General features: G+C 40.8%; 22 protein-coding genes and 1 riboswitch. Of the genes, 14 read left to right on the top strand and 8 right to left on the bottom strand.

Annotated features, from left to right (window positions below):
- Positions 1 to 167: 167 nt before the first annotated feature.
- Positions 168 to 617, bottom strand: coding sequence for a protein tyrosine phosphatase family protein (locus tag ACPPVU_RS21480; RefSeq protein WP_426668791.1), 450 nt, complete (start codon positions 615 to 617; stop codon positions 168 to 170).
- 241 nt (positions 618 to 858) lie between these two features.
- Between ACPPVU_RS21480 and ACPPVU_RS21475 the strand changes: the two genes are divergently transcribed.
- From ACPPVU_RS21475 to ACPPVU_RS21450, 6 genes are all read left to right on the top strand, one after another.
- On the top strand, positions 859 to 1,653 hold the full coding sequence (locus tag ACPPVU_RS21475) for a hypothetical protein (RefSeq protein WP_426668790.1): 795 nt from the start codon (positions 859 to 861) through the stop codon (positions 1,651 to 1,653).
- Positions 1,654 to 1,747: 94 nt separating this feature from the next.
- Positions 1,748 to 2,992, top strand: a complete 1,245-nt coding sequence (gene dctA / locus ACPPVU_RS21470; protein WP_426668789.1) for a C4-dicarboxylate transporter DctA — start codon at positions 1,748 to 1,750, stop codon at positions 2,990 to 2,992.
- Positions 2,993 to 3,185: 193 nt separating this feature from the next.
- Entirely contained in the window at positions 3,186 to 3,764 is a 579-nt protein-coding gene (locus ACPPVU_RS21465; protein WP_426668788.1) for a PPC domain-containing DNA-binding protein, read from the top strand.
- Positions 3,765 to 3,863: 99 nt separating this feature from the next.
- Positions 3,864 to 4,751 carry a succinate--CoA ligase subunit alpha gene (gene sucD, locus ACPPVU_RS21460; RefSeq protein WP_426668787.1) on the top strand — a complete coding sequence of 296 codons (888 nt, stop codon included), beginning with the start codon at positions 3,864 to 3,866 and terminating at the stop codon, positions 4,749 to 4,751.
- A 399-nt stretch (positions 4,752 to 5,150) separates the two neighbouring features.
- On the top strand, positions 5,151 to 5,558 hold the full coding sequence (locus ACPPVU_RS21455; RefSeq protein WP_426668786.1) for a hypothetical protein: 408 nt from the start codon (positions 5,151 to 5,153) through the stop codon (positions 5,556 to 5,558).
- Between the two features lie 315 nt (positions 5,559 to 5,873).
- Entirely contained in the window at positions 5,874 to 6,239 is a 366-nt protein-coding gene (locus tag ACPPVU_RS21450) for a methionine-R-sulfoxide reductase (RefSeq protein ID WP_426668785.1), read from the top strand.
- Positions 6,240 to 6,336: 97 nt separating this feature from the next.
- Here the strand turns inward: ACPPVU_RS21450 and aqpZ are convergent, their stop codons facing one another.
- Positions 6,337 to 7,086: an aquaporin Z gene (aqpZ, locus tag ACPPVU_RS21445; RefSeq protein WP_426672215.1), complete on the bottom strand. Its 750-nt coding sequence runs from the start codon at positions 7,084 to 7,086 to the stop codon at positions 6,337 to 6,339.
- A gap of 207 nt (positions 7,087 to 7,293) precedes the next feature.
- Positions 7,294 to 7,554, top strand: a riboswitch (cobalamin riboswitch).
- A 101-nt stretch (positions 7,555 to 7,655) separates the two neighbouring features.
- Here aqpZ and ACPPVU_RS21440 point away from each other — a divergent pair.
- The 8 genes from ACPPVU_RS21440 to ACPPVU_RS21405 all read left to right on the top strand — a co-directional run bounded on the left by ACPPVU_RS21440 (position 7,656) and on the right by ACPPVU_RS21405 (position 16,966).
- Positions 7,656 to 8,630 (top strand): ribonucleoside-diphosphate reductase small subunit, encoded by a 975-nt coding sequence (locus tag ACPPVU_RS21440; RefSeq protein ID WP_426668784.1) that lies wholly within the window; start codon positions 7,656 to 7,658, stop codon positions 8,628 to 8,630.
- Between the two features lie 37 nt (positions 8,631 to 8,667).
- Positions 8,668 to 11,046, top strand: coding sequence for a ribonucleoside-diphosphate reductase subunit alpha (locus ACPPVU_RS21435; RefSeq protein ID WP_426668783.1), 2,379 nt, complete (start codon positions 8,668 to 8,670; stop codon positions 11,044 to 11,046).
- A 97-nt stretch (positions 11,047 to 11,143) separates the two neighbouring features.
- Positions 11,144 to 11,359 carry a cysteine-rich CWC family protein gene (locus ACPPVU_RS21430; protein ID WP_426668782.1) on the top strand — a complete coding sequence of 72 codons (216 nt, stop codon included), beginning with the start codon at positions 11,144 to 11,146 and terminating at the stop codon, positions 11,357 to 11,359.
- Positions 11,360 to 11,460: 101 nt separating this feature from the next.
- Positions 11,461 to 11,862: a hypothetical protein gene (locus ACPPVU_RS21425; RefSeq protein WP_426668781.1), complete on the top strand. Its 402-nt coding sequence runs from the start codon at positions 11,461 to 11,463 to the stop codon at positions 11,860 to 11,862.
- A 138-nt stretch (positions 11,863 to 12,000) separates the two neighbouring features.
- The gene (fabG, locus tag ACPPVU_RS21420) at positions 12,001 to 12,744 is read left to right on the top strand and encodes a 3-oxoacyl-[acyl-carrier-protein] reductase (protein ID WP_426668780.1); all 744 of its coding nucleotides are present in this window, start codon (positions 12,001 to 12,003) and stop codon (positions 12,742 to 12,744) included.
- A 161-nt stretch (positions 12,745 to 12,905) separates the two neighbouring features.
- On the top strand, positions 12,906 to 13,502 hold the full coding sequence (locus tag ACPPVU_RS21415; protein WP_426668779.1) for a hypothetical protein: 597 nt from the start codon (positions 12,906 to 12,908) through the stop codon (positions 13,500 to 13,502).
- 92 nt (positions 13,503 to 13,594) lie between these two features.
- A complete protein-coding gene (locus tag ACPPVU_RS21410; protein WP_426668778.1) occupies positions 13,595 to 15,694 on the top strand; it encodes a hypothetical protein in 2,100 nt (699 codons plus the stop codon).
- A 93-nt stretch (positions 15,695 to 15,787) separates the two neighbouring features.
- On the top strand, positions 15,788 to 16,966 hold the full coding sequence (locus tag ACPPVU_RS21405) for an acyltransferase family protein (protein ID WP_426668777.1): 1,179 nt from the start codon (positions 15,788 to 15,790) through the stop codon (positions 16,964 to 16,966).
- Positions 16,967 to 17,052: 86 nt separating this feature from the next.
- Here the strand turns inward: ACPPVU_RS21405 and ACPPVU_RS21400 are convergent, their stop codons facing one another.
- The 6 genes from ACPPVU_RS21400 to ACPPVU_RS21375 form a co-directional block, all read right to left on the bottom strand.
- Entirely contained in the window at positions 17,053 to 17,475 is a 423-nt protein-coding gene (locus tag ACPPVU_RS21400) for an endonuclease domain-containing protein (protein ID WP_426668776.1), read from the bottom strand.
- 77 nt (positions 17,476 to 17,552) lie between these two features.
- Positions 17,553 to 17,849 carry an FtsB family cell division protein gene (locus ACPPVU_RS21395; protein ID WP_426668775.1) on the bottom strand — a complete coding sequence of 99 codons (297 nt, stop codon included), beginning with the start codon at positions 17,847 to 17,849 and terminating at the stop codon, positions 17,553 to 17,555.
- Positions 17,850 to 18,038: 189 nt separating this feature from the next.
- Positions 18,039 to 19,352 (bottom strand): DEAD/DEAH box helicase, encoded by a 1,314-nt coding sequence (locus ACPPVU_RS21390; protein WP_426668774.1) that lies wholly within the window; start codon positions 19,350 to 19,352, stop codon positions 18,039 to 18,041.
- Between the two features lie 278 nt (positions 19,353 to 19,630).
- Positions 19,631 to 19,942, bottom strand: a complete 312-nt coding sequence (locus ACPPVU_RS21385; RefSeq protein ID WP_426668773.1) for a hypothetical protein — start codon at positions 19,940 to 19,942, stop codon at positions 19,631 to 19,633.
- Positions 19,943 to 20,063: 121 nt separating this feature from the next.
- Positions 20,064 to 21,359 (bottom strand): phosphopyruvate hydratase, encoded by a 1,296-nt coding sequence (eno, locus tag ACPPVU_RS21380; protein ID WP_426668772.1) that lies wholly within the window; start codon positions 21,357 to 21,359, stop codon positions 20,064 to 20,066.
- A gap of 229 nt (positions 21,360 to 21,588) precedes the next feature.
- Entirely contained in the window at positions 21,589 to 22,743 is a 1,155-nt protein-coding gene (locus ACPPVU_RS21375; protein WP_426668771.1) for an ABC transporter permease, read from the bottom strand.
- Positions 22,744 to 22,795 lie beyond the last annotated feature (52 nt).

The raw sequence follows: 22,795 nt of genomic DNA, 5'->3' as shown, positions 1-22,795 counted from the left end.
TTTGTTTTGTATTGGATATTATTATGGATGAAAGAATTGTTGCCTTTAGAAAAGAGGCTGAAATAACACAGAAACGATTTGAATAATGATTCACCAACCGACCAGGACTCTCGGCATCAAATCCGTCAAAATCAACTCAATCAACCTAATCTAACTCAATCAACCAATCAACTTTCGCGTAAAAACTTAACACCTTCTTCAATAAATTGCTGCCAAATACCATCTGGTTGCCATACATCTTCAATGAAATCCTGCATTGATGTTTCGGTTAATTCATTTATAGCAAATAAGTATAAGCCTGTAAATACAGATGCACGATAATTGGCTGCGCAGTGAACCAGTAATTTTTCTTTACTATGATTATTCATAACCCCAATAAATTCTGCCAGTTCCTCTACCTGTGGGTTCTCAAATATTACAGGGATATGATGGTAAGCTAGTCCCAGATTCTTTACTGACAAAGCTTCATCCGCCAAAGCATATTTGCCATTTGATAAACCAAGATTGACTACTACCTGGTAACCATCATCGGCAATGGATTGTAACTGCCCTTCTCCCGGCTGTCCGGAACAAGCCAGGCGATCTGACACCTGGTGGAAATTATATATAGAACTCATATAGCAAAATTAGTTATTTAAGCCGGTATCATCCAGTCAACTATCTGCATCAATTAAGGTATCCGGTTTTTCTTTTTAAGAAATGATAATTTGACATAATGTGCTGATAGATAATTTATTACTTAAGATATATCAAATTAAAAACACGCTGATATTTTCGCTTATAAAGAAACTATTTTATATTTTTTTCGTACAACAGATATTCATTTAATTTAAAAACCCAGAAAATCAATTCCTTATCATGAAATTAAAACGTATCTCGATCGTGGTGTTAGCCTGTGCAGCTTTGAGCTACACATCATGTAAAAAATCAAGCACTACACCTACTTTAAGTGCACAAACGGTGAGCACCCAGGTGGCTTTAAATCTGGCCCAAACCTTATATGGTGGTTTTGGTGCATTTGATGTTACCCAAGGTTTAAATGCACCTTTAACTGTTGGCGTGAGCCGTAACCAGATCAGGCTGAACATGACCAGGGGCCGTATGGGCATCAATACCGTTACTGAAGACCCTACTTGCGGTTTAGTTGCAGATACTACCCTGGACTATACTACCACTGTAGATAACACCACAGCTTCAATTAAGGGTAATATCAAATTTACTTTTACCTGTACCAATGGTGTAGCATCAGGCTTTAATATCACAGATAACCTGAACATTACAGAATCAACCCCAGACCTATCGGGTTCTTATATTTTTGCAGAAAACTTTACTGTGCAAACTACACAACCAGGTAACGACAATGCTCCGATCTCATTGAACGGCACAATGAGCCTGAGTGATAACCTGCAATATAAAACAGGATCAAAAGCTACAACCAATGAGTCGTACAATTACACGCTTACATCGATTATGCTTGATCCAACTTTGGGTGATATTACCAGCGGTACTGCTACGTTCTCAACCAAAGGCACTAACTCTTCTGGTACATGGAATTACACTGGTACAGTTGTTTTCCTGGGCCAGCATGTGGTGAAAATCACTATTAATGGTGAAGCTCATACCATCAACCTGTTAACAGGAATGGGAAGTTAATTAAATAAAAACATTAATCAGGAGCTCTCTTCTTAGCGGAAGGGAGCTTTTTTATTTGTGCTTTAGTCATCCAAATTCTTATAATTGTTAACGCATGAAGAAACTACTATCCAACCTTACCTTCCAGGTAATTGTGGCCATATTGCTGGGCGTTATTGTGGGGCTTTATTTTAAACAATTTGGCCCGACAGCGCAGCTGATTAGCAATAAGTTTATTGATATGATCAAGATGCTGATACCATTTATCATCTTCTTCACCATTGTTTTGGGAATAGCCGGCATGGGCGATATGAAGAAAGTGGGTAGGGTTGGTGGTAAAGCGATATTATACTTTGAGATAGTGACCACCTTTGCACTTATTATGGGGGTTGCTTTGGCTAATATCATTAAGCCGGGTAGCGGGCTGCCTGCGCCGCATGGCGCGACTAATGCCAAACTACAGGTGTACCAAAAAGCTGCCGCCGAAATGAAATGGGGCGAGTTTTTTGCTCATATCATCCCATCCAACATAGTTGATGCATTTGCCAAAGGCGATATTTTACAAATATTATTCTTTGCTATCTTATTCGGCTATGGTCTCAGCTTATTAAAGGAAACGGGCAAGCCGGTGGTCGATCTTTTTGAGAAGCTGAACAAGGTGCTTTTTAATATCATGGGCTTTGTGATGCGGCTGGCACCTATTGGTGCATTCGGGGGCATGGCTTATACCGTAGCTACTTATGGTATTGATACGCTTGGTCCACTATTAAAGCTGTTGGGCGCGGTGTTTTTAGCTATGCTGCTGTTCATTTTTATTGTGCTGAATGTGATCAGCTTTATTTACAAATTCAGCTTATGGAAATACCTCAAGTTCATCAAGGAGGAAATATTGATCGTGGGTGGCACTGCCTCATCCGAAACCGTACTGCCCAGTATGATGGAGAAGATGGAAAAATTTGGCTGTTCAAGGTCGGTAGTAGGTTTGGTTATTCCGGCTGGCTATTCGTTTAATCTGGATGGCACTACAATCTACCTTTCTATGTCGGTGATATTTTTGGCGCAGGTGTTTAATATCCCCTTGTCGTTGGAACAGCAACTGGTCATCATAGGCATCTTAATGGTCACCTCCAAAGGTGCAGCAGGCGTAACAGGAAGCGGTTTTATTGTGCTAACATCAACATTAACCGCCATTAAAGTGATCCCGGTGGAGGGGGTGGCACTATTGCTGGGGGTCGACAGGTTTATGTCGACAGCAAGGGCGCTAACCAATATGATTGGTAATGGTATAGCTTGTATCGTGATCGCAAAAAGTGAGAAGGAGTTTCATCCGGTTAGTGCAGAAATTCTTAAAGGGAGTTGAAATATCGAAAATCGGATGTTGAATTTCGAATGATGAAGTTGAACTTCGGTATTCATAATTTAGATTCCCTCATTAGATATTGTGAATCTGGTAATCTGCATATCATTTTTACAATCTGATCATGATAAAAGCCGGGCGCAATCGTAATTAAATAGTTGTTTTAAACGTTCGAAATCATATAAAACACACTATTATGAAAACAGAACTTTCAAAAAAAATAATTCGGTTAATTGTATTTTTAGGTTTAATAACCTTTGGTATAAAAGCAAGTGCGCAGGAATATGTTGCGCCAACAAAACCGCCTGAAACAGGCAGGTCGCAGGGAGTAAAAGTAAAACTGATCAGCAATGCCGGATCAACACGGACCTATGTGCTGATATTTGCGCCGGGTGACGAGGTGATGTCGGGACTGAAAGAATTTGCCATGAAATACAATGTTAAAAGTGCGCATTTCACAGCTATTGGCGATGCGCAAAGGGCCAAAATCGGATGGTACGATAGGTCAAGAAAAATGTTTAAAGTGATAAACATTGATTATCCATCAGAGATCACCTCATTAATAGGTGATATTGCTATTTTTAATGGAAACCCCGTAGTGCATGGCCATATCAACCTTGCTGCAGAAGATGGCTCCGTGCATGGCGGCCATCTGCTGGAAGCGTTTATATCACCCACGCTGGAGGTGATGATGACAGTTGAACCTGTGCAGCTTAATAAGCAGATGAGTACCGAATTTAACCTCTCTCTTATAGATCCCGGTTTAGAACAATAACTATAGTGCAAGCCTACTGTAAAGAACATAGTGATTGAGCAAAATTTAATTTGAGATTAAGTGCAATAACTTTAGCTTTGCGCCTACATAATAAAATCTATGAGCGTTCTCGTAAATAAAGATTCTAAAGTTATAGTTCAGGGTTTTACCGGCAACGAAGGCAGCTACCACGCATCGCAAATGATCGAGTACGGAACGCAGCTTGTTGGTGGTGTTACCCCTGGTAAAGGCGGTCAGACCCATCTTGACAGGCCTGTATTTAATACAGTAGCAGATGCAGTTGCCAAAACCGGCGCTGACGTATCCATCATCTTTGTACCACCCCCATTTGCAGCTGACGCGATTATGGAAGCAGCAGAGGCTGGTATCAAAGTGATTGTTTGTATCACCGAAGGTATCCCGACAAAGGATATGATCCAGGTGAAGGAATATATTAAAGGCAGGGATACCCGCCTGATCGGGCCAAACTGTCCGGGTATTATTACTGCTGATGAAAGCAAGATCGGTATTATGCCGGGCTTTATTTTCAGAAAAGGTCATGTAGGTGTGGTTTCTAAATCAGGTACCTTAACTTATGAAGCGGTTGATCAGGTAGTGAAAGCAGGTATGGGTATTACTACAGCTATCGGTATCGGTGGCGACCCGATTATCGGCACACCAACCAAAGAAGCGGTTGAATTGCTGATGAATGATCCTGATACACACGGCATCATTATGATAGGTGAGATAGGCGGAGGCATGGAAGCTGAAGCTGCACGCTGGATAAAAGAAAATGGTACTAAGCCTGTTGTTGGTTTTATCGCCGGCCAAACAGCTCCTCCGGGACGCCGTATGGGTCACGCTGGTGCAATTGTTGGTGGCGCTGATGATACTGCTGCTGCTAAAATGAAGATCATGGAAGAGTGCGGTATCCGCGTGGTAAAATCACCTGCTGATATAGGCGCTGCCATGGCTGAGGAATTAGCTAAGCTGAAAGTGAAAGCATAATTAGAGGTTAAAGCTTAAAGGTAAAAGGCGAAAGGTTTTTATCTTCATAAATATTTAAATCCCGGTAAGAAATTGCCGGGATTTTTTTATTTGTGTCAGAGCCTCAATTTTTACGTCTTTGCGAGGAACGAAGCAATCTCTAAACTATGCAGATCAGGGAGAACGGATTTCTTAAGGAACGTATAGTTTGTACTCCATGGTTCATGAATGTCCTATGTAGAGATTGCTTCGTTCCTCGCAAAGACGATTGCAAAAAATCATGGGAATCATATAATCAAGCGAATCATGATTCGGACAATATGCCCCCCGTGAAAACTAATGCCGGGCAAATACGATATCATTTAAATAAAACAATGAGGTTAGATCCATTATATTTGCTAACGGACTTTAATCTTTGTTATGTACCTAGAAGTATATGTGTTTAATGCGCCTATTGTGACTGAAGAACAAATTTACGATGAGGCGACTCTACCTGACTTCCCTGATCTTGATATTTTAAAGAAAAAAGTAGAAGAACAAGTTCCCGGCATTAAATGGTTAGATGCAAAAACTGGGCAGATTTATACTTCAGGCCACCAGGGACAGTTGTTATTTGACAATAACAGGAAAGCTATTTATTTCAGAATAACAGGCGGCGATGACCCAATAAAACTAGTTTTGAAATTGTGTGAGGTTAATGGCTGGACATCCTACACACCTGAGAACGGGCATTTTCTCGAGAAAAATTTAGACAGTGTGGAATACTGGCGGGAATACTGCACTTATCAAAGTACCATTTACAATTTATTTTATAAGAAAAAAGGCTAGAGATTAGCCTGATTAACCTTCCCGATCCATTGACTTGCATAATTCGGGGATTGCTTCGTTCCTCGCAAAGACGCGTTAAAGAAATTGTCCGCAAGTGTTTCATGGCACAGTTACTCCGTTACGGACGGACAAAACAACCCTTCGTCAACCCTATGTAAACAAGCGCTTACCTCCAAATCAAAACGCCATTCCTGCCGTATATTTGTTATAATCAGTGAAAAGTCAAACACTAATTCACTCAATCAATAACGGCGAAGCCTTCTTGAGTGCCTTAAAAAAACAAATCACTAACGAAAAATTCAATAATTAAAATTCATGGAATACAATAAATTAACGCCCGAAGAAGAACGGGTAATACTATACAAAGGGACTGAAAGACCATTTACCGGATCTTTATTAGATAATCATGCACATGGCTTATACGTGTGTAAAAGATGCGATACACCTTTATATACTTCAGAAACCAAATTTGAATCACATTGCGGCTGGCCAAGTTTTGATGATGAGATACCGGGTGCAGTAAAACGTGTTCCGGATGCGGACGGACACCGTGTAGAAATAGTATGTGCCAATTGCGGTGCGCACCTCGGTCACGTTTTTGAAGGAGAATACATGACTCCCAAAAATACCAGGCACTGTGTAAACTCAGTTTCGCTGAAGTTTGTGCCTTTGGAAGATTAAGTTAAGTAGTTGATTAGGTTGACTGAGTTAATCAAGTTGTTTTTTTAGCAACTATTTAACTCAATCAACCTAATCTAACTTAATCAACCATTCAATTTTATTTCGCTTCCTTTTCAAACACATTCATCCACACCAGTGCAGATAATATCCCCCCAACAATCGGTGCAACTATGAAAAGCCATAGCTGATCCAATGCTTTACCACCGGCAAATATTGCAGGACCAAAGCTACGTGCCGGATTTACTGACGTGCCTGTAATTGGTATAGCAACCAAATGTATAAGTACCAGGGTAAGTCCGATAGCTAATCCAGCCATTGAGGAATTACCAAAGCGTGAGTTGGTACCGAAAATCACGAAGAGGAATAGAAAAGTAAGCACCGCTTCGGCCAGGAATGCTGATGCTGTGGAATAGCCTCCAAGATACCCGGGCCCCCATCCGTTTGCTCCAAGGCCCCATTCAGGAACAGCAGTAAATCCGGGACTGCCTTTCATAAGTGCATATAATATTGCTGATGCGATTGTAGCGCCAACAAGTTGGGCCACAATATATCCAACGGTATCTTTTCCGCTTATTTTGCCGGCTACCAGCATAGCTATGGTAATAGCAGGATTAATATGGCAGCCGGAAATTGGACCGATGGCATAAGCCATTGCAACAACAGCCAAGCCGAATGCAAGCGCAATACCTAACATACCAATGCCATTTGGGGCATCAGAAAGAATTTCAGCAGGGATTGTTTTTCCGTTGACAACCGCCGCACCGCAACCAAATAACACTAAGGCAAATGTTCCGATAAGTTCAGCTAAATACTTTTTCATAGTGGATGATTTTGAATGTTTATGAATGGCTTTTATTTTGTTAAAATGCTATCAGATATGAAATTACAAACAAAGTTTACTGGATTTTTTAAATGATTCTATTTTTCTTGCAGAATAGAAGTTGCACATTAAAATCTGAAACTTTAAATATGGTTGTTCATAACTAAACATGATGTTAAAAACTAAGACTAACATCGTAATATCATCATCCGCTATCTTTGGAAGTACAAGTTCTTTAACAAACGCTATCAAAGGTTGCCGGGTTAAAAGCCGGCATTAAAAGGGAACCATGTGTAAATCATGGGCTGACGTGCAACTGTGGATTTAGTTATGAGTTTTGAGTATTGAGTTATGAGTTTTTCATCATAATCGGATACTTACTACTCAGAAATAGTGGGGTTTTATTAATTAAGTTATGTGTATTTCTACTCAAAACTTACAACTTACCACTCGAAACTAAAAAAGCCAGACACCTGCCAGGATAGCTTGTCAAAACTTTCACGAATAAGGTTTTGGCGAAAGCCCTGTCTCCAGTACTTCCATAAGTACCCGGTTCATTGTCTTTTGTCGACTCCTAAAAAATAAAACGACGAGGCATGAAACAGGAAAACGAAGTATTACTCCGGGAGAACAAGGATCGGTTTGTGATCCTCCCCATCAATTATCCCCGCATCTGGGAAATGTACAAAAAACACGAGGCCAGTTTCTGGACTGCCGAAGAGATCGATCTGTCTGACGACCTGAAACATTGGGAAAATCTGAACGATGGGGAAAGGCATTTTATATCGCACATACTGGCTTTTTTTGCCGCAAGCGATGGTATTGTGAATGAGAACCTAGCAGTAAATTTTATGAGTGAGGTGCAGGTTCCGGAGGCAAGATGTTTCTATGGTTTCCAGATCATGATGGAGAATATTCACTCTGAAACTTATGCTTTACTGATCGATACTTATGTAAAAGATCCGGCTGAAAAAGATCGCTTATTCCATGCTGTTGATACCGTGCCTGCCGTACAGAAAAAAGCAGAATGGGCGCTCAAGTGGATTAATAATGGAACATTTGCACAACGTTTGGTTGCCTTTGCAGCGGTTGAGGGTATTTTCTTTTCGGGTAGTTTTTGCTCTATTTTCTGGCTTAAAAAACGTGGTCTGATGCCGGGTTTAACATTTAGTAATGAATTGATCTCGCGTGATGAAGGTATGCACTGCGAATTTGCATGTCTGCTGTACGGTATGCTGAGCGAGAAACTATCTAAGGAAGAAGCCACAAAGATCATTACCGACGCAGTAGAAATAGAAAAAGAATTTGTGACCGATGCCTTGCCTGTCAACCTAATCGGAATGAATGCGAAACTAATGAGCCAGTATATTGAATTCGTGGCCGATAGATGGCTGGTAGAATTAGGCTATGACCGGGTGTATAATACCACCAATCCATTTGATTTTATGGAGATGATATCCCTGCAGGGAAAAACTAACTTTTTCGAAAAACGCGTAGGCGATTATCAGAAAAGCGGAATCTTAAATACAGCTACTGAAACCAAATCATTCACCCTCGATGAGGACTTTTAACTAATCACTAATCTCTGTTCACTAATCACTATCCCCCATGTTCGTAATAAAAAGAGACGGTAAAAAAGAAACTGTAAAGTTTGATAAAATAACAGCACGCATCGAGAAGCTGTGCTATGGTTTAAACCCAGCATTAGTTGATCCGATTGATGTTGCCAAAAAGGTGATCGAGGGTTTATATGATGGAGTAACCACTTCTGAACTGGATAACCTGGCAGCAGAAACAGCGGCTTCGTTAACCACAAAACATCCGGATTATGCCTTGCTGGCATCTAGAATCGCAGTATCTAACTTACATAAAAACACCATTAAATCATTTTCGGAAACCATGCGCAGGCTGCATGATTATATTGATCTAAAAGCCGGTAAAAGGGCATCACTGATAGCAGATGATGTTTGGCAGGTAATTAGAGAAAATGCTGAGTTACTGGATAGCACTATTATTTACGACCGTGATTTTGGCTTTGATTACTTCGGATTTAAAACATTAGAAAAATCATATTTGCTGAAAATTGATGGTCAGATAGCTGAACGGCCGCAGCATTTATTTATGAGGGTATCGGTAGGTATCCATAAAGGTGATATCGATAGCGTCATCAAAACCTACAACCTCATGAGCGAGCGTTGGTTCACGCATGCTACACCTACATTATTTAATGCGGGCACACCGAAACCTCAAATGTCATCCTGCTTTTTGTTAACGATGAAGGATGATAGCATCGACGGTATTTATGACACGCTAAAACAAACTGCCAAAATATCACAAAGCGCAGGTGGGATAGGTTTAAGTATTCATAATGTGAGGGCTACAGGTTCCTATATCAGTGGTACCAATGGCACCAGTAACGGTATTATCCCGATGCTGAAGGTATTTAATGATACTGCGCGTTATGTAGACCAGGGCGGCGGTAAGCGCAAAGGAGCATTCGCCATTTATTTAGAGCCATGGCATGCGGATATTTTTGATTTTTTAGATCTGCGTAAGAATCATGGTAAAGAAGAAATGCGTGCCCGTGATTTATTCTACGCACTTTGGGTATCCGACCTGTTTATGCAGCGGGTAGAGGCTAATGAGGAATGGAGCTTATTTTGCCCGCACGAGGCACCAGGATTGGCTGATTGCTGGGGAGCTGAGTTTGAAGCTTTATATACCAGATATGAAAGTGAAGGCCGTGCCCGTAAAACTGTAAAAGCGCAGGATCTGTGGTTTGCTGTACTGGATGCACAAGTTGAAACAGGTACGCCTTATCTGCTATATAAAGATGCCGCCAATAGTAAATCGAACCAGCAGAATTTAGGTACGATCAAAAGCTCCAACCTATGTACCGAGATCATGGAATATACATCCGATAAGGAAGTAGCGGTTTGTAACCTGGCATCCCTGGCTCTACCAAGATATGTGATTAACGGGATTTTTGATCATCAGAGATTATATGAAGTGACTTACCAGGTTACCTTGAACCTGAATCGGATTATCGATAATAATTATTACCCGGTTGAAGAAGCGCGTTACTCCAACCTGCGTCATCGCCCGATTGGTTTAGGAGTACAGGGTTTGGCTGATGCCTTCATCCTGTTGCGTTTGCCATTTGAAAGTGACGAAGCCAAACAACTGAATAAAGAAATATTCGAGACTATTTATTTCGCTGCCATGACTGCTTCAAAAGACCTTGCAATACAAGAAGGGGCTTATGAAACCTTCAAAGGTTCACCGTTATCAAAAGGTAAATTCCAATTTGATATGTGGGGCGTAAAACCAGACAGCGGCAGATGGGATTGGGAAAACCTTCGTTTGGATGTGATGAATCATGGCGTACGTAATTCGTTGCTTGTTGCCCCAATGCCAACTGCATCTACCTCGCAGATATTAGGTAATAATGAGTGTTTTGAGCCTTATACTTCTAATATCTACACCCGCCGTGTATTAAGCGGTGAGTTTATTATCGTTAATAAATTCTTGTTACGTGACCTGGTGAACCTGGGTTTATGGAATAATGGAATGAAGGATAAGATCATCACTGCAAATGGTTCTATACAAGATATTGCTGAGATACCACAAGAACTGAAGGGCCTGTACAAAACTGTATGGGAGATCAAGATGCGTAATATCATCGATATGGCTGCCGATAGGGGCGCTTATATCTGCCAGTCGCAGTCACTAAATCTGTTCATCAATTCACCTAATGCATCCAAACTGACATCTATGCATTTTTATGCCTGGAAGAAAGGCCTGAAAACGGGTATGTATTACCTGCGTACACAAGCAGCATCGCAGGCGGTTAAGTTTACGGTAGAGAATCAGGGTGGCAAGAATATGGAGCCAGTAATCCCAGAACATGTACAACAAATGGCCGATGAGATACCAGTTGGCCCAAGTTGTTCAATGGACGAAGGCTGTGTTACTTGTTCAGCATAAATTTTTTAGTCGATTGTCGATAGACCATAGTCGATGGTAATACGTAATTTTGCCTGTAACACTATGGACTATCGACCATGGACTATTGACTAATGAAATGACTCATACAAAGCACGAAATAGTTCGTTGCGAACGCTGCCAGTCGCCATTTGAATGTAAAGCCAATTCATTCACCAAATGCCAGTGCACAAAAGTGCAGCTGACACTGAATGAAACGCAATACATCAGCGAAATGTATGATGGATGTTTGTGTGCAGGGTGTTTGCTGGAATTGCAAAGGGAATATAGTAAAGAGATGGGGATAAATGGGTAAACAACAAATCAGAGCATAATTCAGAGCCTGTCGAAGAGTGAGCATAAAGACCGCTCTCATACTTCGAGAGTTTCAGCATTAACATCCTTTTACGTAATAATATGTCGACATTTTTTTTACAAATACATTGCGAGTTTGATAACTATTATTCTACCGTGATAGAAGATGATGGTCGTGTTTCTTACGCTTATTTATATGAGGGGGAGGACATCATAGGGGATGTTTGGCTCTATAACCAGCAGCAAGCACCCACTACTTCTTTCTGGCGAGCAGAAGATATGCCCTTTTTAAATCCAACGGAATACCTAACTCAAGATGCTGCCATAAAGCCCATAATAAATGAAAATGAAGTAAGGTGTGAATGGACTGAATCCAAAGATGATGGATTGATAGAGGTTGGTATTTACATCCACGACAAATTTATCGCTTCTATCACATCGGGTTCCAAGCCTGGTTGGTCGGTATTGGTGGTAAAAGATGGCCCGCTGGCATTGATCTATTAATTAAACAAAAGCAGTACATCTCATGCTATATAATCGAAATAGATTCGAAGCCATTAATTGTTTCTTTCCAGCTTCCGGACTTTTCCGACTTTCCGACTAAATACCTATCTTCGACCCCCGAAATCATTCTGAACTCAAATGAAATTATTAGAAGGAAAAACCGCACTCATTACTGGTGCATCAAAAGGTATAGGTCGTAAAATAGCTGAAAAATTTGCTGAACATGGCGCCAATGTGGCATTTACTTATCTGTCGTCTGTTGAAAAAGGACAGGCTTTAGAGCAGGAATTGCAAAGCTTTGGCACTAAGGTAAAGGGCTACCGCTCTGATGCTTCTAAATTTGATGAGGCCGAAAAACTAATAAATGATATAGTTGCTGATTTCGGTACACTGCATATTGTAGTGAATAACGCGGGCATCACCAAAGACGGCCTGTTAATGCGCATGACCGAAGAGAATTGGGATGAGGTGCTGGACGTGAACCTGAAATCGATCTTTAATGTGACCAAAGCTGCTTCAAAAATTATGATGAAAAACCGCTTTGGCGTGTTTATTAACATGAGCTCGGTAGTGGGCGTACAAGGTAATGCCGGGCAGGCCAATTATGCGGCTTCCAAGGCTGGTATCATTGGTTTTTCCAAATCTATAGCAAAGGAATTAGGCTCAAGAAACATACGTACTAACGTAGTAGCCCCGGGTTTTATCAAGACTGAAATGACTGAAGTGTTAGATCCTAAAGTAGTTGAGGGCTGGGCTGCTGCTATTCCGCTTAAACGTGGCGGCGAAACTGAGGATGTAGCCAATGCTTGTGTTTTTCTGGCATCAGATATGGCGTCTTATATTACTGGGCAGGTAATTCCTGTTGATGGGGGAATGTTGTAGGATTTCGGATTTCGGAAGTTCGATTTCGGATTTTTTTATTTCTTATAATGTGGAATTTTGATTTTGGAGGATCAAAATCTGAACTGGGCGATGTTTTTTCATGAAGGAAGAATTTATTTCGGAACAAATACAAATTCCGAATAATAACCTAACTTAATGGCATGAAAAACCTAACCTTTTTGCTTATTCTAATTCCTTGTATTGTTTTTGGACAAAAGAAAAAGGAGCTTCCTCCACCACCTCCAACGCAGGAGGATACAAAAATAGCAGAAAAGCCTAATCAATGTTTAAATAGTGGCCAGTATAATGCTAAGCAGCGACGTGCATTTTTCCCGTTTAATGCTGCAACGACTGTTAAACTAATATCATTTACTTATAGGGATGTTGTATATACTCCTATCGCCGTGAATAATTTTTTAATCGATTACAATAAAGTACGTGAGACTAAAATATTATCAGGTGCTGGTATCGACTCGCTAACCGATCTCTTATACAATGTAGGTTTTACACCTATTAAGGGAAAACTACCTTTGGGAGTTGCAATGTGTTATGAACCCAGGAATGCCATATTGTTTATGGATGGTGATGGAAAGGTTACACAATATATTGAACTGTGTTTTACCTGCCATGGCTATTACCTGAGTTCAAAAAAGATAAAATATACCGTATACTGCGAACAAAAATACGATTTGCTTAAAAGCTTTTTCCTGATGCAAGGTATCAAATACGGAACAATACTTCCAGAACGTGAAGAATAGGTTTATCAACAGAATTTGCGACATCTCACAATAATTTCGCATTTTGCGAGTAAACGTAAAACGTATCACGTAATACGTACAACGTAAAAAATATGCAGCTTTTATTTTCAGTAACATGGGGAACAGTTTCGGGGTGGTGGACACCTGTTTGCCTGTTGCTTGGTTTACTGTATGGGTGGTTGATGTATCGTCAGCCTGTCAACCTGGGTAAGACTGCCTGTTATGCATTATTTGCTGCAAGAGCTGTAGCTGTATTTATCCTTTCATTTTTACTGATTGCTCCTCTCATCAGGTCTGTGGCTTATAATCCGCAGAAGCCATTGATACTGATCGCGCAGGATAATTCAGAATCTATTAGGCTATTTGGCCTCACCCCAAACCCCTCTCCAAAGGAGAGGAACTTAAAAGCTGATCTTTCCCAATTAAAACAACAATTAGGCGACCAGTACGATGTACGGGAGTTCAACTTTAGTGGTGATCTCAAAGAGGGTCTGTCTAATAAATTTAATGGTAAGCAGACCAATATCTCATCAGCTATACGTCAGTTAAACGAGCGTTTTGTAAATCAGAATATCGGCGCACTGGTACTGGCCACTGATGGCTTGTATAACCAGGGGAGTGATCCAAGGTATGAAGCGAAAAATCTAAAAACCAGCATTTACACTATCGCTTTAGGTGATACAGTTGCAAAACGTGATCTGCTGATAGGTAATGTCAACTATAATAAAACAGCCTATTTAGGCAATGATTTTGAGGTGGAAGTTTTGGCAGAGGCTTACCAATCCAAAGGTGAGAATCTGCGCCTGACGGTTTCTGAAGATGGCAAACAAGTATTTACACAAATCAATCAGGCTACATCAGATAATTTCAGAAAAGTTATTCCCCTCAAATTAAATGCGGATAAAAAGGGTGTACGCAAGTTTGTGTTCAACATAGCCCCGGTTAAAAACGAATTATCGGTACAAAATAATACAGAAACTATTTATGTAGAGGTGTTGGATGCCAGGCAAAAGATATTATTGCTCTACAATAGTCCGCATCCGGATATCAGTGTCATTAAACAATCAATAGAAAGTAACCGTAATTATGAAGTAAAAACAAGCCTGCTTAGTGATCTGCCTCAGTTAAAGTTAAGTGATTACAGCCTTGTTATTTTATACCAGGTTTCGGCGGGTAGTTCTGGTACATTGCAAAGTTTTATTACGAAAAGCAAGTTGCCGGTTTGGTATATGGTTGGTGCACAAACAGATCTGCCGAGGTTAAATAGCGAGCAAAAGCTGGTGCAGATCAATTCGGCCAGAAGCGATATGCAGGAGGTTTTTGCGCAGCCGGTAGCAGAATTTTCATTATTTACCTTATCCGATTCGACCCGTACAAAATTAAGTAGGCTACCACCTTTGCTAACTCCTTTTGGCAATTACAGTAGTAATGGCGCGGGACAGGTATTGTTCAAGCAAAAAATAGGAGAGGTGACTACACCTTACAATTTGTTAGCATTCGCTGATGAGAATGGTAGCCGGATAGCTGTCTTAACAGGCGAAGGTTTATGGCGTTGGTCTTTGGCCGAATATAATACTTACGGCAATCATAACGCTTTAGAAGAATTGTTAGGTCAAAGTGTACAATACCTTACAGCAAATAACAATCATCAGCGCTTCAGGGTATATCCGGCTAAGAATGTATTTGATGAAGGAGAAAACGTGATATTGAATGCAGAATTGTATAATGAGGCATTGGAACTAGTCAACACACCTGATATCAGGATCGAATTAAAAAGCAGGTCGGGTAAAAACTATAGTTTTCTGTTTACAAGGAATGGGCAAAGTTACCAGTTGGATGCCGGTGCTCTACCTGTTGATGAATATAGCTATACTGCATCCACAAAATTAGGAGAACAGGCATTTACTGCAACGGGGCAACTAACCATTAAGCCGTTGAACCTGGAAACACGCCAAAGCGCAGCCGATCACCGTTTGCTTTTTGATCTGGCTAAACAATCGGGCGGACAGATGTTGCAGCCTTCACAAATAAACCAGCTTGCTGACCTGATCCGTAAAAATGAGAATATCAAAACAGTGGTTTATGAAGATAAACACTATAGCGATCTGATAGATTTGAAATGGATATTTGTGTTGATACTGGGATTACTAAGCCTTGAGTGGTTTATTCGTAAACGGGAGGGTGAGATTTAATTCTCATTTCATAACGAATTTATTACCAAATAAATTCACCCGTATTTTCAATTTGAAGTAAATTACGGGACACATTTTAAATCGAATTGATTAATGCCCATTGCTAAGGTCCCCAGTATTGGAGATAAGGAACATCATAAATTATTAGGGTTAGATCATCTGAGGGCATTCGCGATATTATATGTTATACTGTTCCACTACCAATTTTTTGGACACCCTGCCTGGGTAAAAACAATCGCCGGCTTTGGCTGGTCAGGGGTTGATCTATTTTTCGTATTAAGCGGCTTTCTGATATCCGGACAATTGTTTGGAACAATTGCAAAAGGCAAACAGATATCCTTAAGTGAATTCTTTATAAAAAGGTTTTTCAGAATAATTCCGCCTTTCCTATTTGTCGTTATCTTATATGCCTCATTCCCGGCTTTGCGCGAATGGGGGCATCTGTCACCTATCTGGAGATATCTCACTTTCACCCTGAACTTCGGGCTTGACTTAAGAAGATACGGAACCTTCTCACACGCCTGGTCTTTGTGTGTGGAAGAACAATTCTACTTTTTCCTGCCGCTTTTATTTGTATTGTTCAGCTATTTTAAGATAGGTAGTAAAGCGATTTACCTGCTGGTAGCATTATTCATTGGCGGATTTATTATCCGGTTTTGGAGTTGGAACCATTTTATAGAACCTGTCCTGTCAACAGACAATTATGGTGCATGCTGGAATGAATATATCTACTACCCAACCTATAACCGGCTCGATAGCTTGTTGGTTGGCGTAAGCATAGCTGGCCTTTACACTTTTTATCCATCAGTAAAAGCAATGGTGAATAAGTATTGTAACCTGGTGATGCTTTTTGGTATTATTTTGTGGGTGATAAGCTACCTGGTTTGCAGGGGGTATTCTACCTATAATACAACCATGTGGGGCTTCCCTTTAATAGCAGTATCTTATGGACTGATCCTTGCGGCAGTTGTTTGTCCTGCAAGCCCGGTTTATCGTTTCAAATCATATGTCACAGCGCAGATCGCCACACTTTCCTATTCCATGTACCTTACGCATAAGATAGTTATTCATGTAGTTCAAAACCTTATAGAAAAAGCAGGCATGGATAAAAACAGTAATCTTACTATGCTTATATGTCTAGTGGGGATTATAGCGGGTGCTTTGTTATCAAGATATTTAATTGAAAAACCAGCTATGTACGCGCGGGATAGACTTTTGAAGTCAGATATCAGAAGTCAGAAATCAGAGGAGAGAGTTCCTATCAAGATTTAGAAAATAAGGGCCGTGCGATTCCCTCCTTGGGGAGGGTAGGGAGGGGTTTCTTGAACTATTCAAGTTAAGAACAATATATTAATTATTCAATCCAACAAACTCAGATCAAATTCCTTTGGTAACCTAATGGTTTTATCAGATTTAACAATTTCAATAATTTTACTTTCTAAGGCTCTGATTACGTTTTGCATATCTTTCTTCATCTCCGTTTCAGTAAAACGAATAAAGCCTACACCCAGGCTTTCTAGTCTACGCTGTCTTATTTCATCTTTCACAAAGGCTTCCTCATAATTATGGCTCATGCCATCAATTTCTATAGCCAGCATCAAATCTTTGCAATAAAAATCAACGATGTAATTATCTATACACCGTTGTCTGTCAAAATCAAAACCCCAGAATTGATCATCCTTCAATTCATTCCATAATAGTACCTCTCCGAAAGTCATATCTTTACGAAGTTTTCGTGCTAAGGCTTTTAAATTTTTGTTATATGGAATTATTTTGGGCATGAACAAAATCTGTTAACCCCTCCCTACCCTCCCCGAGGAGGGAATCGCGCGAGGCCACTGCTATTTCTCTAAGAAAGTCAATCCTTCTTCTCCTTGACTATAACAAAAACATCCTCATTATCTTTTTTCATGAGGTACTTTTCGCGGGCGAATTTTTCGAGTTTTTCTTTGTTGGTGGTTAGTTCATCCAGGTCCTGGTGAACTTTGGCATTTTCTTTTTGGTAGAAATCGCGTTCCTGCTCTAATTTGCTAACCTGCTGATGGTATTCGTATTGCGAGAACAGGTCGTTCCTGTCAAAGAATACCATCCATACTAAAAAGGCAGTGCTAACTAAAAAATATTTGTTCTTGAAAAGGTTAAGCAGGCGCATCATTGCCGATTAGTAATTTTAGGCTAAAGCTATCTAATTATTTTGAATGGTGCAAGTGTTGGTTGATTAGGTTGATTGGGTTGACTAGGTTGATTGGGTTTTATTAAGTTGATGGGGTTGGATTAACTTCTATGTTATGCAGTTGATAACCTAATCAACTACTTAACTCAATCAACCTAATCAACTTAAAAACTACCGCCTATTCCCATCAGATCTATTTCCACCGGATCTATTGCCACCGGATGGGTTTCCGCCAGTTCTATTCCCACCGAAACGCCTTTTACCATCTCTGTGGCCGGATGACCGTGGAGGGCGTTGCTGAGCTGAACCATTTTTTCCCGGTTCCATCTTTTTAGCCACAAGGGTAGGGCTCATTGGGTAAGGATGTTCCTCATTCACCGGGATAGCTTTGGCTATCAGTTTATGAATATCTTTCAGAAAGTCAATTTCTTCCTCATCACAAAACGAGAAAGCGATACCGCTTGCACCTGCACGACCGGTACGACCGATCCTGTGTACATAAGTCTCAGGTATATTTGGTAATTCGTAATTGATCACGTGGGTCAACTCGTCTATATCAATACCGCGAGCTGCAATGTCTGTAGCGATGAGTACCCTTGTAGTACGGTTCTTGAAATTGGTTAGCGCACGCTGCCTGGCATTTTGCGATTTGTTGCCATGTATCGCTTCAGCAGTGATGCCAACGCGGGTAAGGTCTTTAACCACTTTATCAGCACCGTGTTTGGTGCGGGTAAATACCAGGGCTGTTTTTATGGTTCTGTCTTTTAACAGGTGGATCAGCAATGAGCGCTTATCCGATTTTTCTACATAAAACAATGACTGCTGTATAGTATCCGCAGTAGACGATACCGGGGTAACTTCTACTTTCTCCGGATTTCTTAATATAGAATTGGCTAATTGCTGAATTTCATTTGGCATGGTAGCCGAGAAGAACAGCGTCTGCCTTTTAGCAGGAACTTTGGCGATGACCTTTTTTACATCATGCACAAAACCCATATCCAGCATACGGTCGGCTTCATCTAACACCAGCATTTTAATATGCTCCAGGTGAACAAAGCGCTGGTTCATCAAATCAAGTAACCTGCCTGGCGTTGCTACCAGAATATCCACACCACGACGCAAAGCATCAGTTTGTGGATTTTGCGATACACCACCAAATATCACCAGGTGTTTTAAACCTGTATGTTTGCCATAAGCGGCAAAGCTTTCGCCAATCTGGATAGCCAGTTCGCGGGTTGGGGTTAATATAATGGCTTTTATGGTCTTCTGCTCTTTGTGCTGCAGCCTGTCCTGGTATAAAAGCTGTAGAATAGGTATAGCGAAGGCCGCCGTTTTACCGGTGCCGGTTTGGGCGCAGCCTAAAAGGTCTTTATGTTCTAGTATAATAGGGATGGCTTGTTCCTGTATAGGAGTAGGGGTGGTATAGCCCTCTGTTTTTAAGGCCCTGAGGATGGGCTCAATCAGTTTTAAATTTTCGAATGACATGTAATGTATCTAATGTATAGTGCCAACGCGAATGCATAAGCAGATCTGTAGTGTTTTTCGGCGATCAACCTTAAGCGAACGGGTAATTATTTTGCAAAGGTACTCTTTTTATTGGTAAGTAATATTGAGGATATGCTTATCAAAAAAATAGGATGCTGTAATGATAAAGTAATCAGTGGGTTAATAGCGTTTTGGATGCAACGGATACTGGCCTGTGGCTAATGCTTTATGCCGAATGAATGAAAGCCCAGCCCAAAGGGTAACGCACAAAAGCAATTTCATTTTAAGTTATTGAGAATCTCTAAACTTAATCCGGCCGCCTCAACGTATACCTCATCGAATTCATCTGAATCAGTTATACTGATACCCCCTTCAGGTTCAAGAATGGCGTCATTCAAAACAATCTTAAAATTGAAATCTTCTGAATTGGCAACTCCTTTTTGCTGGTAATGACCTTGTATTAGATTCTCGTATTTCATATAAGAAGCGTTAGGAATCAGTACCCCACCAATTACTCCCATACTTTCATCAATTATTTGAAAATCAGCTCCTCCAATTATATTTTCATCTATGTAAATAGATCCTTTCATTTTATACAGTTTAAAGCAAGATACTTCAATTTCCAATAAACAAAAAGCCCCGACATAATCGAGGCTTTACCAATAATTATAAAAGCTTTTACCTTTCAGCTTTCGCCTTTAACCTTTTACCTTATTTCTTAGCGTATTTAAAATTCTTACCGATAAACTTAGCGCTTTCGCCCAGTTCTTCTTCAATGCGTAGTAACTGGTTATATTTAGCGATCCTGTCTGAACGGGAAGCTGAACCGGTTTTGATCTGACCGCAATTCAATGCTACTGCCAAATCAGCAATGGTAGAATCTTCAGTTTCGCCAGAGCGGTGGCTCATTACCGAAGTATAGCCATTAGTTTGTGCCAACGATACCGCGTTGATGGTTTCTGTTAATGAACCGATCTGGTTTACTTTTACCAGGATAGAGTTGCCAATATGCTCGTCGATGCCTCTTTGTAAACGTTTTACGTTGGTTACAAACAAATCATCACCAACTAATTGAATTTTGTCGCCAATTTTATCGGTCAGCAATTTCCATCCATCCCAATCATCTTCTGCCATACCATCTTCGATAGAAATGATAGGGTATTTTGCCGCTAATTCAGCAAGGTAATCTGCCTGTTGGGCACTGGTACGGATAGCACCTTTTTCGCCTTCAAATTTGGTGTAATCGTATTTGCCGTTTACGTAGAACTCAGACGCAGCACAATCAAGCGCAAGGCATATTTGTTCGCCTGCTTTGTAACCTGCTTTTGCTATTGCTTTCAAAATAGTTTCGGCAGCATCTTCGGTACCGTCAAAAGTTGGGGCAAAACCGCCCTCGTCACCTACAGCAGTTGAAAGACCGCGGTCGTGTAATATTTTTTTCAGGTTGTGGAATACTTCGCTTCCCCAACGCAATGCCTCAGAAAAAGAAGGAGCACCAACCGGCATGATCATAAACTCCTGGAATGCGATAGGTGCATCAGAGTGAGAGCCACCGTTAATGATATTCATCATCGGGATAGGCAATGTATTTGCATTAACACCACCAATGTAGCGGTATAATGGCTGACGGCTTTCCTGTGCCGCAGCTTTAGCAACAGCTAAAGAAACGCCCAAGATAGCGTTAGCACCTAATTTGCCTTTGTTTTCTGTGCCGTCAAGTTCGATCATTAAAGCATCGATCGAATTTTGCTCAAACACATCAACACCCTGCAGTTCTTTGGCTATAATGTCATTTACATTGGCCACGGCTTTTAAAACGCCTTTGCCCATGTATACGGATTTGTCGTTATCACGAAGTTCAACAGCTTCATGCGCACCGGTTGAAGCACCCGACGGTACAGCCGCACGGCCTAAAGCACCATTTTCGGTTAAAACATCTACTTCGATAGTAGGGTTACCACGCGAGTCGAGTATCTGGCGGGCGTGAACATCAATAATTAAGCTCATCTTGTATGATTTTTAGGTATTCGAATTTACTTAGTGTCAAAGGTACACTATAAACATATATTTTTCAAATATACAAATCATATTAACTTCGGGTAAAATAAAATTAATGATTACGACGATTTAATGTTGGGATTACATTGGGGAGGGTTGTACGTGATAAGTTTTACGTAGTACGTTTTTCTATTTCCATACAACACGTATAACGTATAACGTCAAACGTACGACAAAATCACTCCCACTTAAACGTCTTCACCGCTACTACATAAATACCGACAAACCAAATGCTCAGTATCAGCAATTGATGTGACACATCTACAAGCGAAGCGCCTTCAAATGCTACTTTTCGCATGGCTTCGTTGAGGTGGGTTAGCGGTAATACCCTGCTGATGGTTTGCAGCCATTTGGGGAATGCCGTAGTTGAAAAGAATGTACCTGATAACAGGAATTGCGGCAGTGTAATGATGTTCGAAAACGGTGGCACTGAACTTTCGTTTTTGGCTACGCCTGAGATAATAAAACCAAAGCCCATAAATATAATGAGACCGATAGCCGATAGCAGCAGCATATTTAATACCGTGATAAAACCATGTATCAGCGTGAAGCTAAATACGAAATGCCCAACACAAATGATAAACAATGCCCCTAACAAAGCAAATACGATACGTGCCAATGCCTCGCCCAAAACAATGCTGAAACGTTTTACCGGCGTGGCAAAAAAGCGTTTGATCACCAGGGTTAACCGCAGACTAAGGAATACGAATGCCGTACCAAAAACTCCGCTGCTTAGTAGCGAAAAGCCGAGCATGCCGGGTAATATAAAGTCGATGTATTTATATTCGCGGCCTTGTATGGTAGTTTCGTTAACCTCTGCCAGTTTAGGCTGATCCTTATTGAGTGCAGCGTTTATTTGAAACAGGATATTATTTAAAGCTGATTTCAGAATAGCGCCTTTGGATGATGCCTTGGTGTATTGCACATCAACCGTAAAAGGGGGTTTTTGCGGTATTTTGTTTCGTAAAGCAGATAATGGGGGATAGATGGTCCAGCCACCTGTGTGATTTGCCTTTATGTCCAAAATAGCATCGATAGACCCTTTTGAGAGGTTTTTATTCATCTCATCAGCCGATTGATCTTTGATGAGGTTCATCATTTTGTCCTTCTGCAAAATCTTATAGATCGCGTTGGTGGTATCACAAGTTTTGGCAACGCCTACATCCACCGTAACGCCGCTGCCCCCGATATTGGCAAACACCACAATAAATATCAACGGAAAAACCAGGCTGAACACCACCGCCGAAGGGCTGCGTAATATCGATCTGAAACTGGCTTTCGCTATGGCAAGAGTGGCTCGTGTATTGCTGTAAGGTTTATTATTATTTGTCATTGGTCAATTGTCATTAGTCATTGGTGAATAGTGAGTGGTAAGTATTGGAAAT

The organism is Mucilaginibacter sp. McL0603 (assembly GCF_049992945.1).
Taxonomy (GTDB): domain Bacteria; phylum Bacteroidota; class Bacteroidia; order Sphingobacteriales; family Sphingobacteriaceae; genus Mucilaginibacter.
Note: the sequence above shows the minus strand (reverse complement) of the source record. Positions and strands in the feature narration are given on the sequence as shown.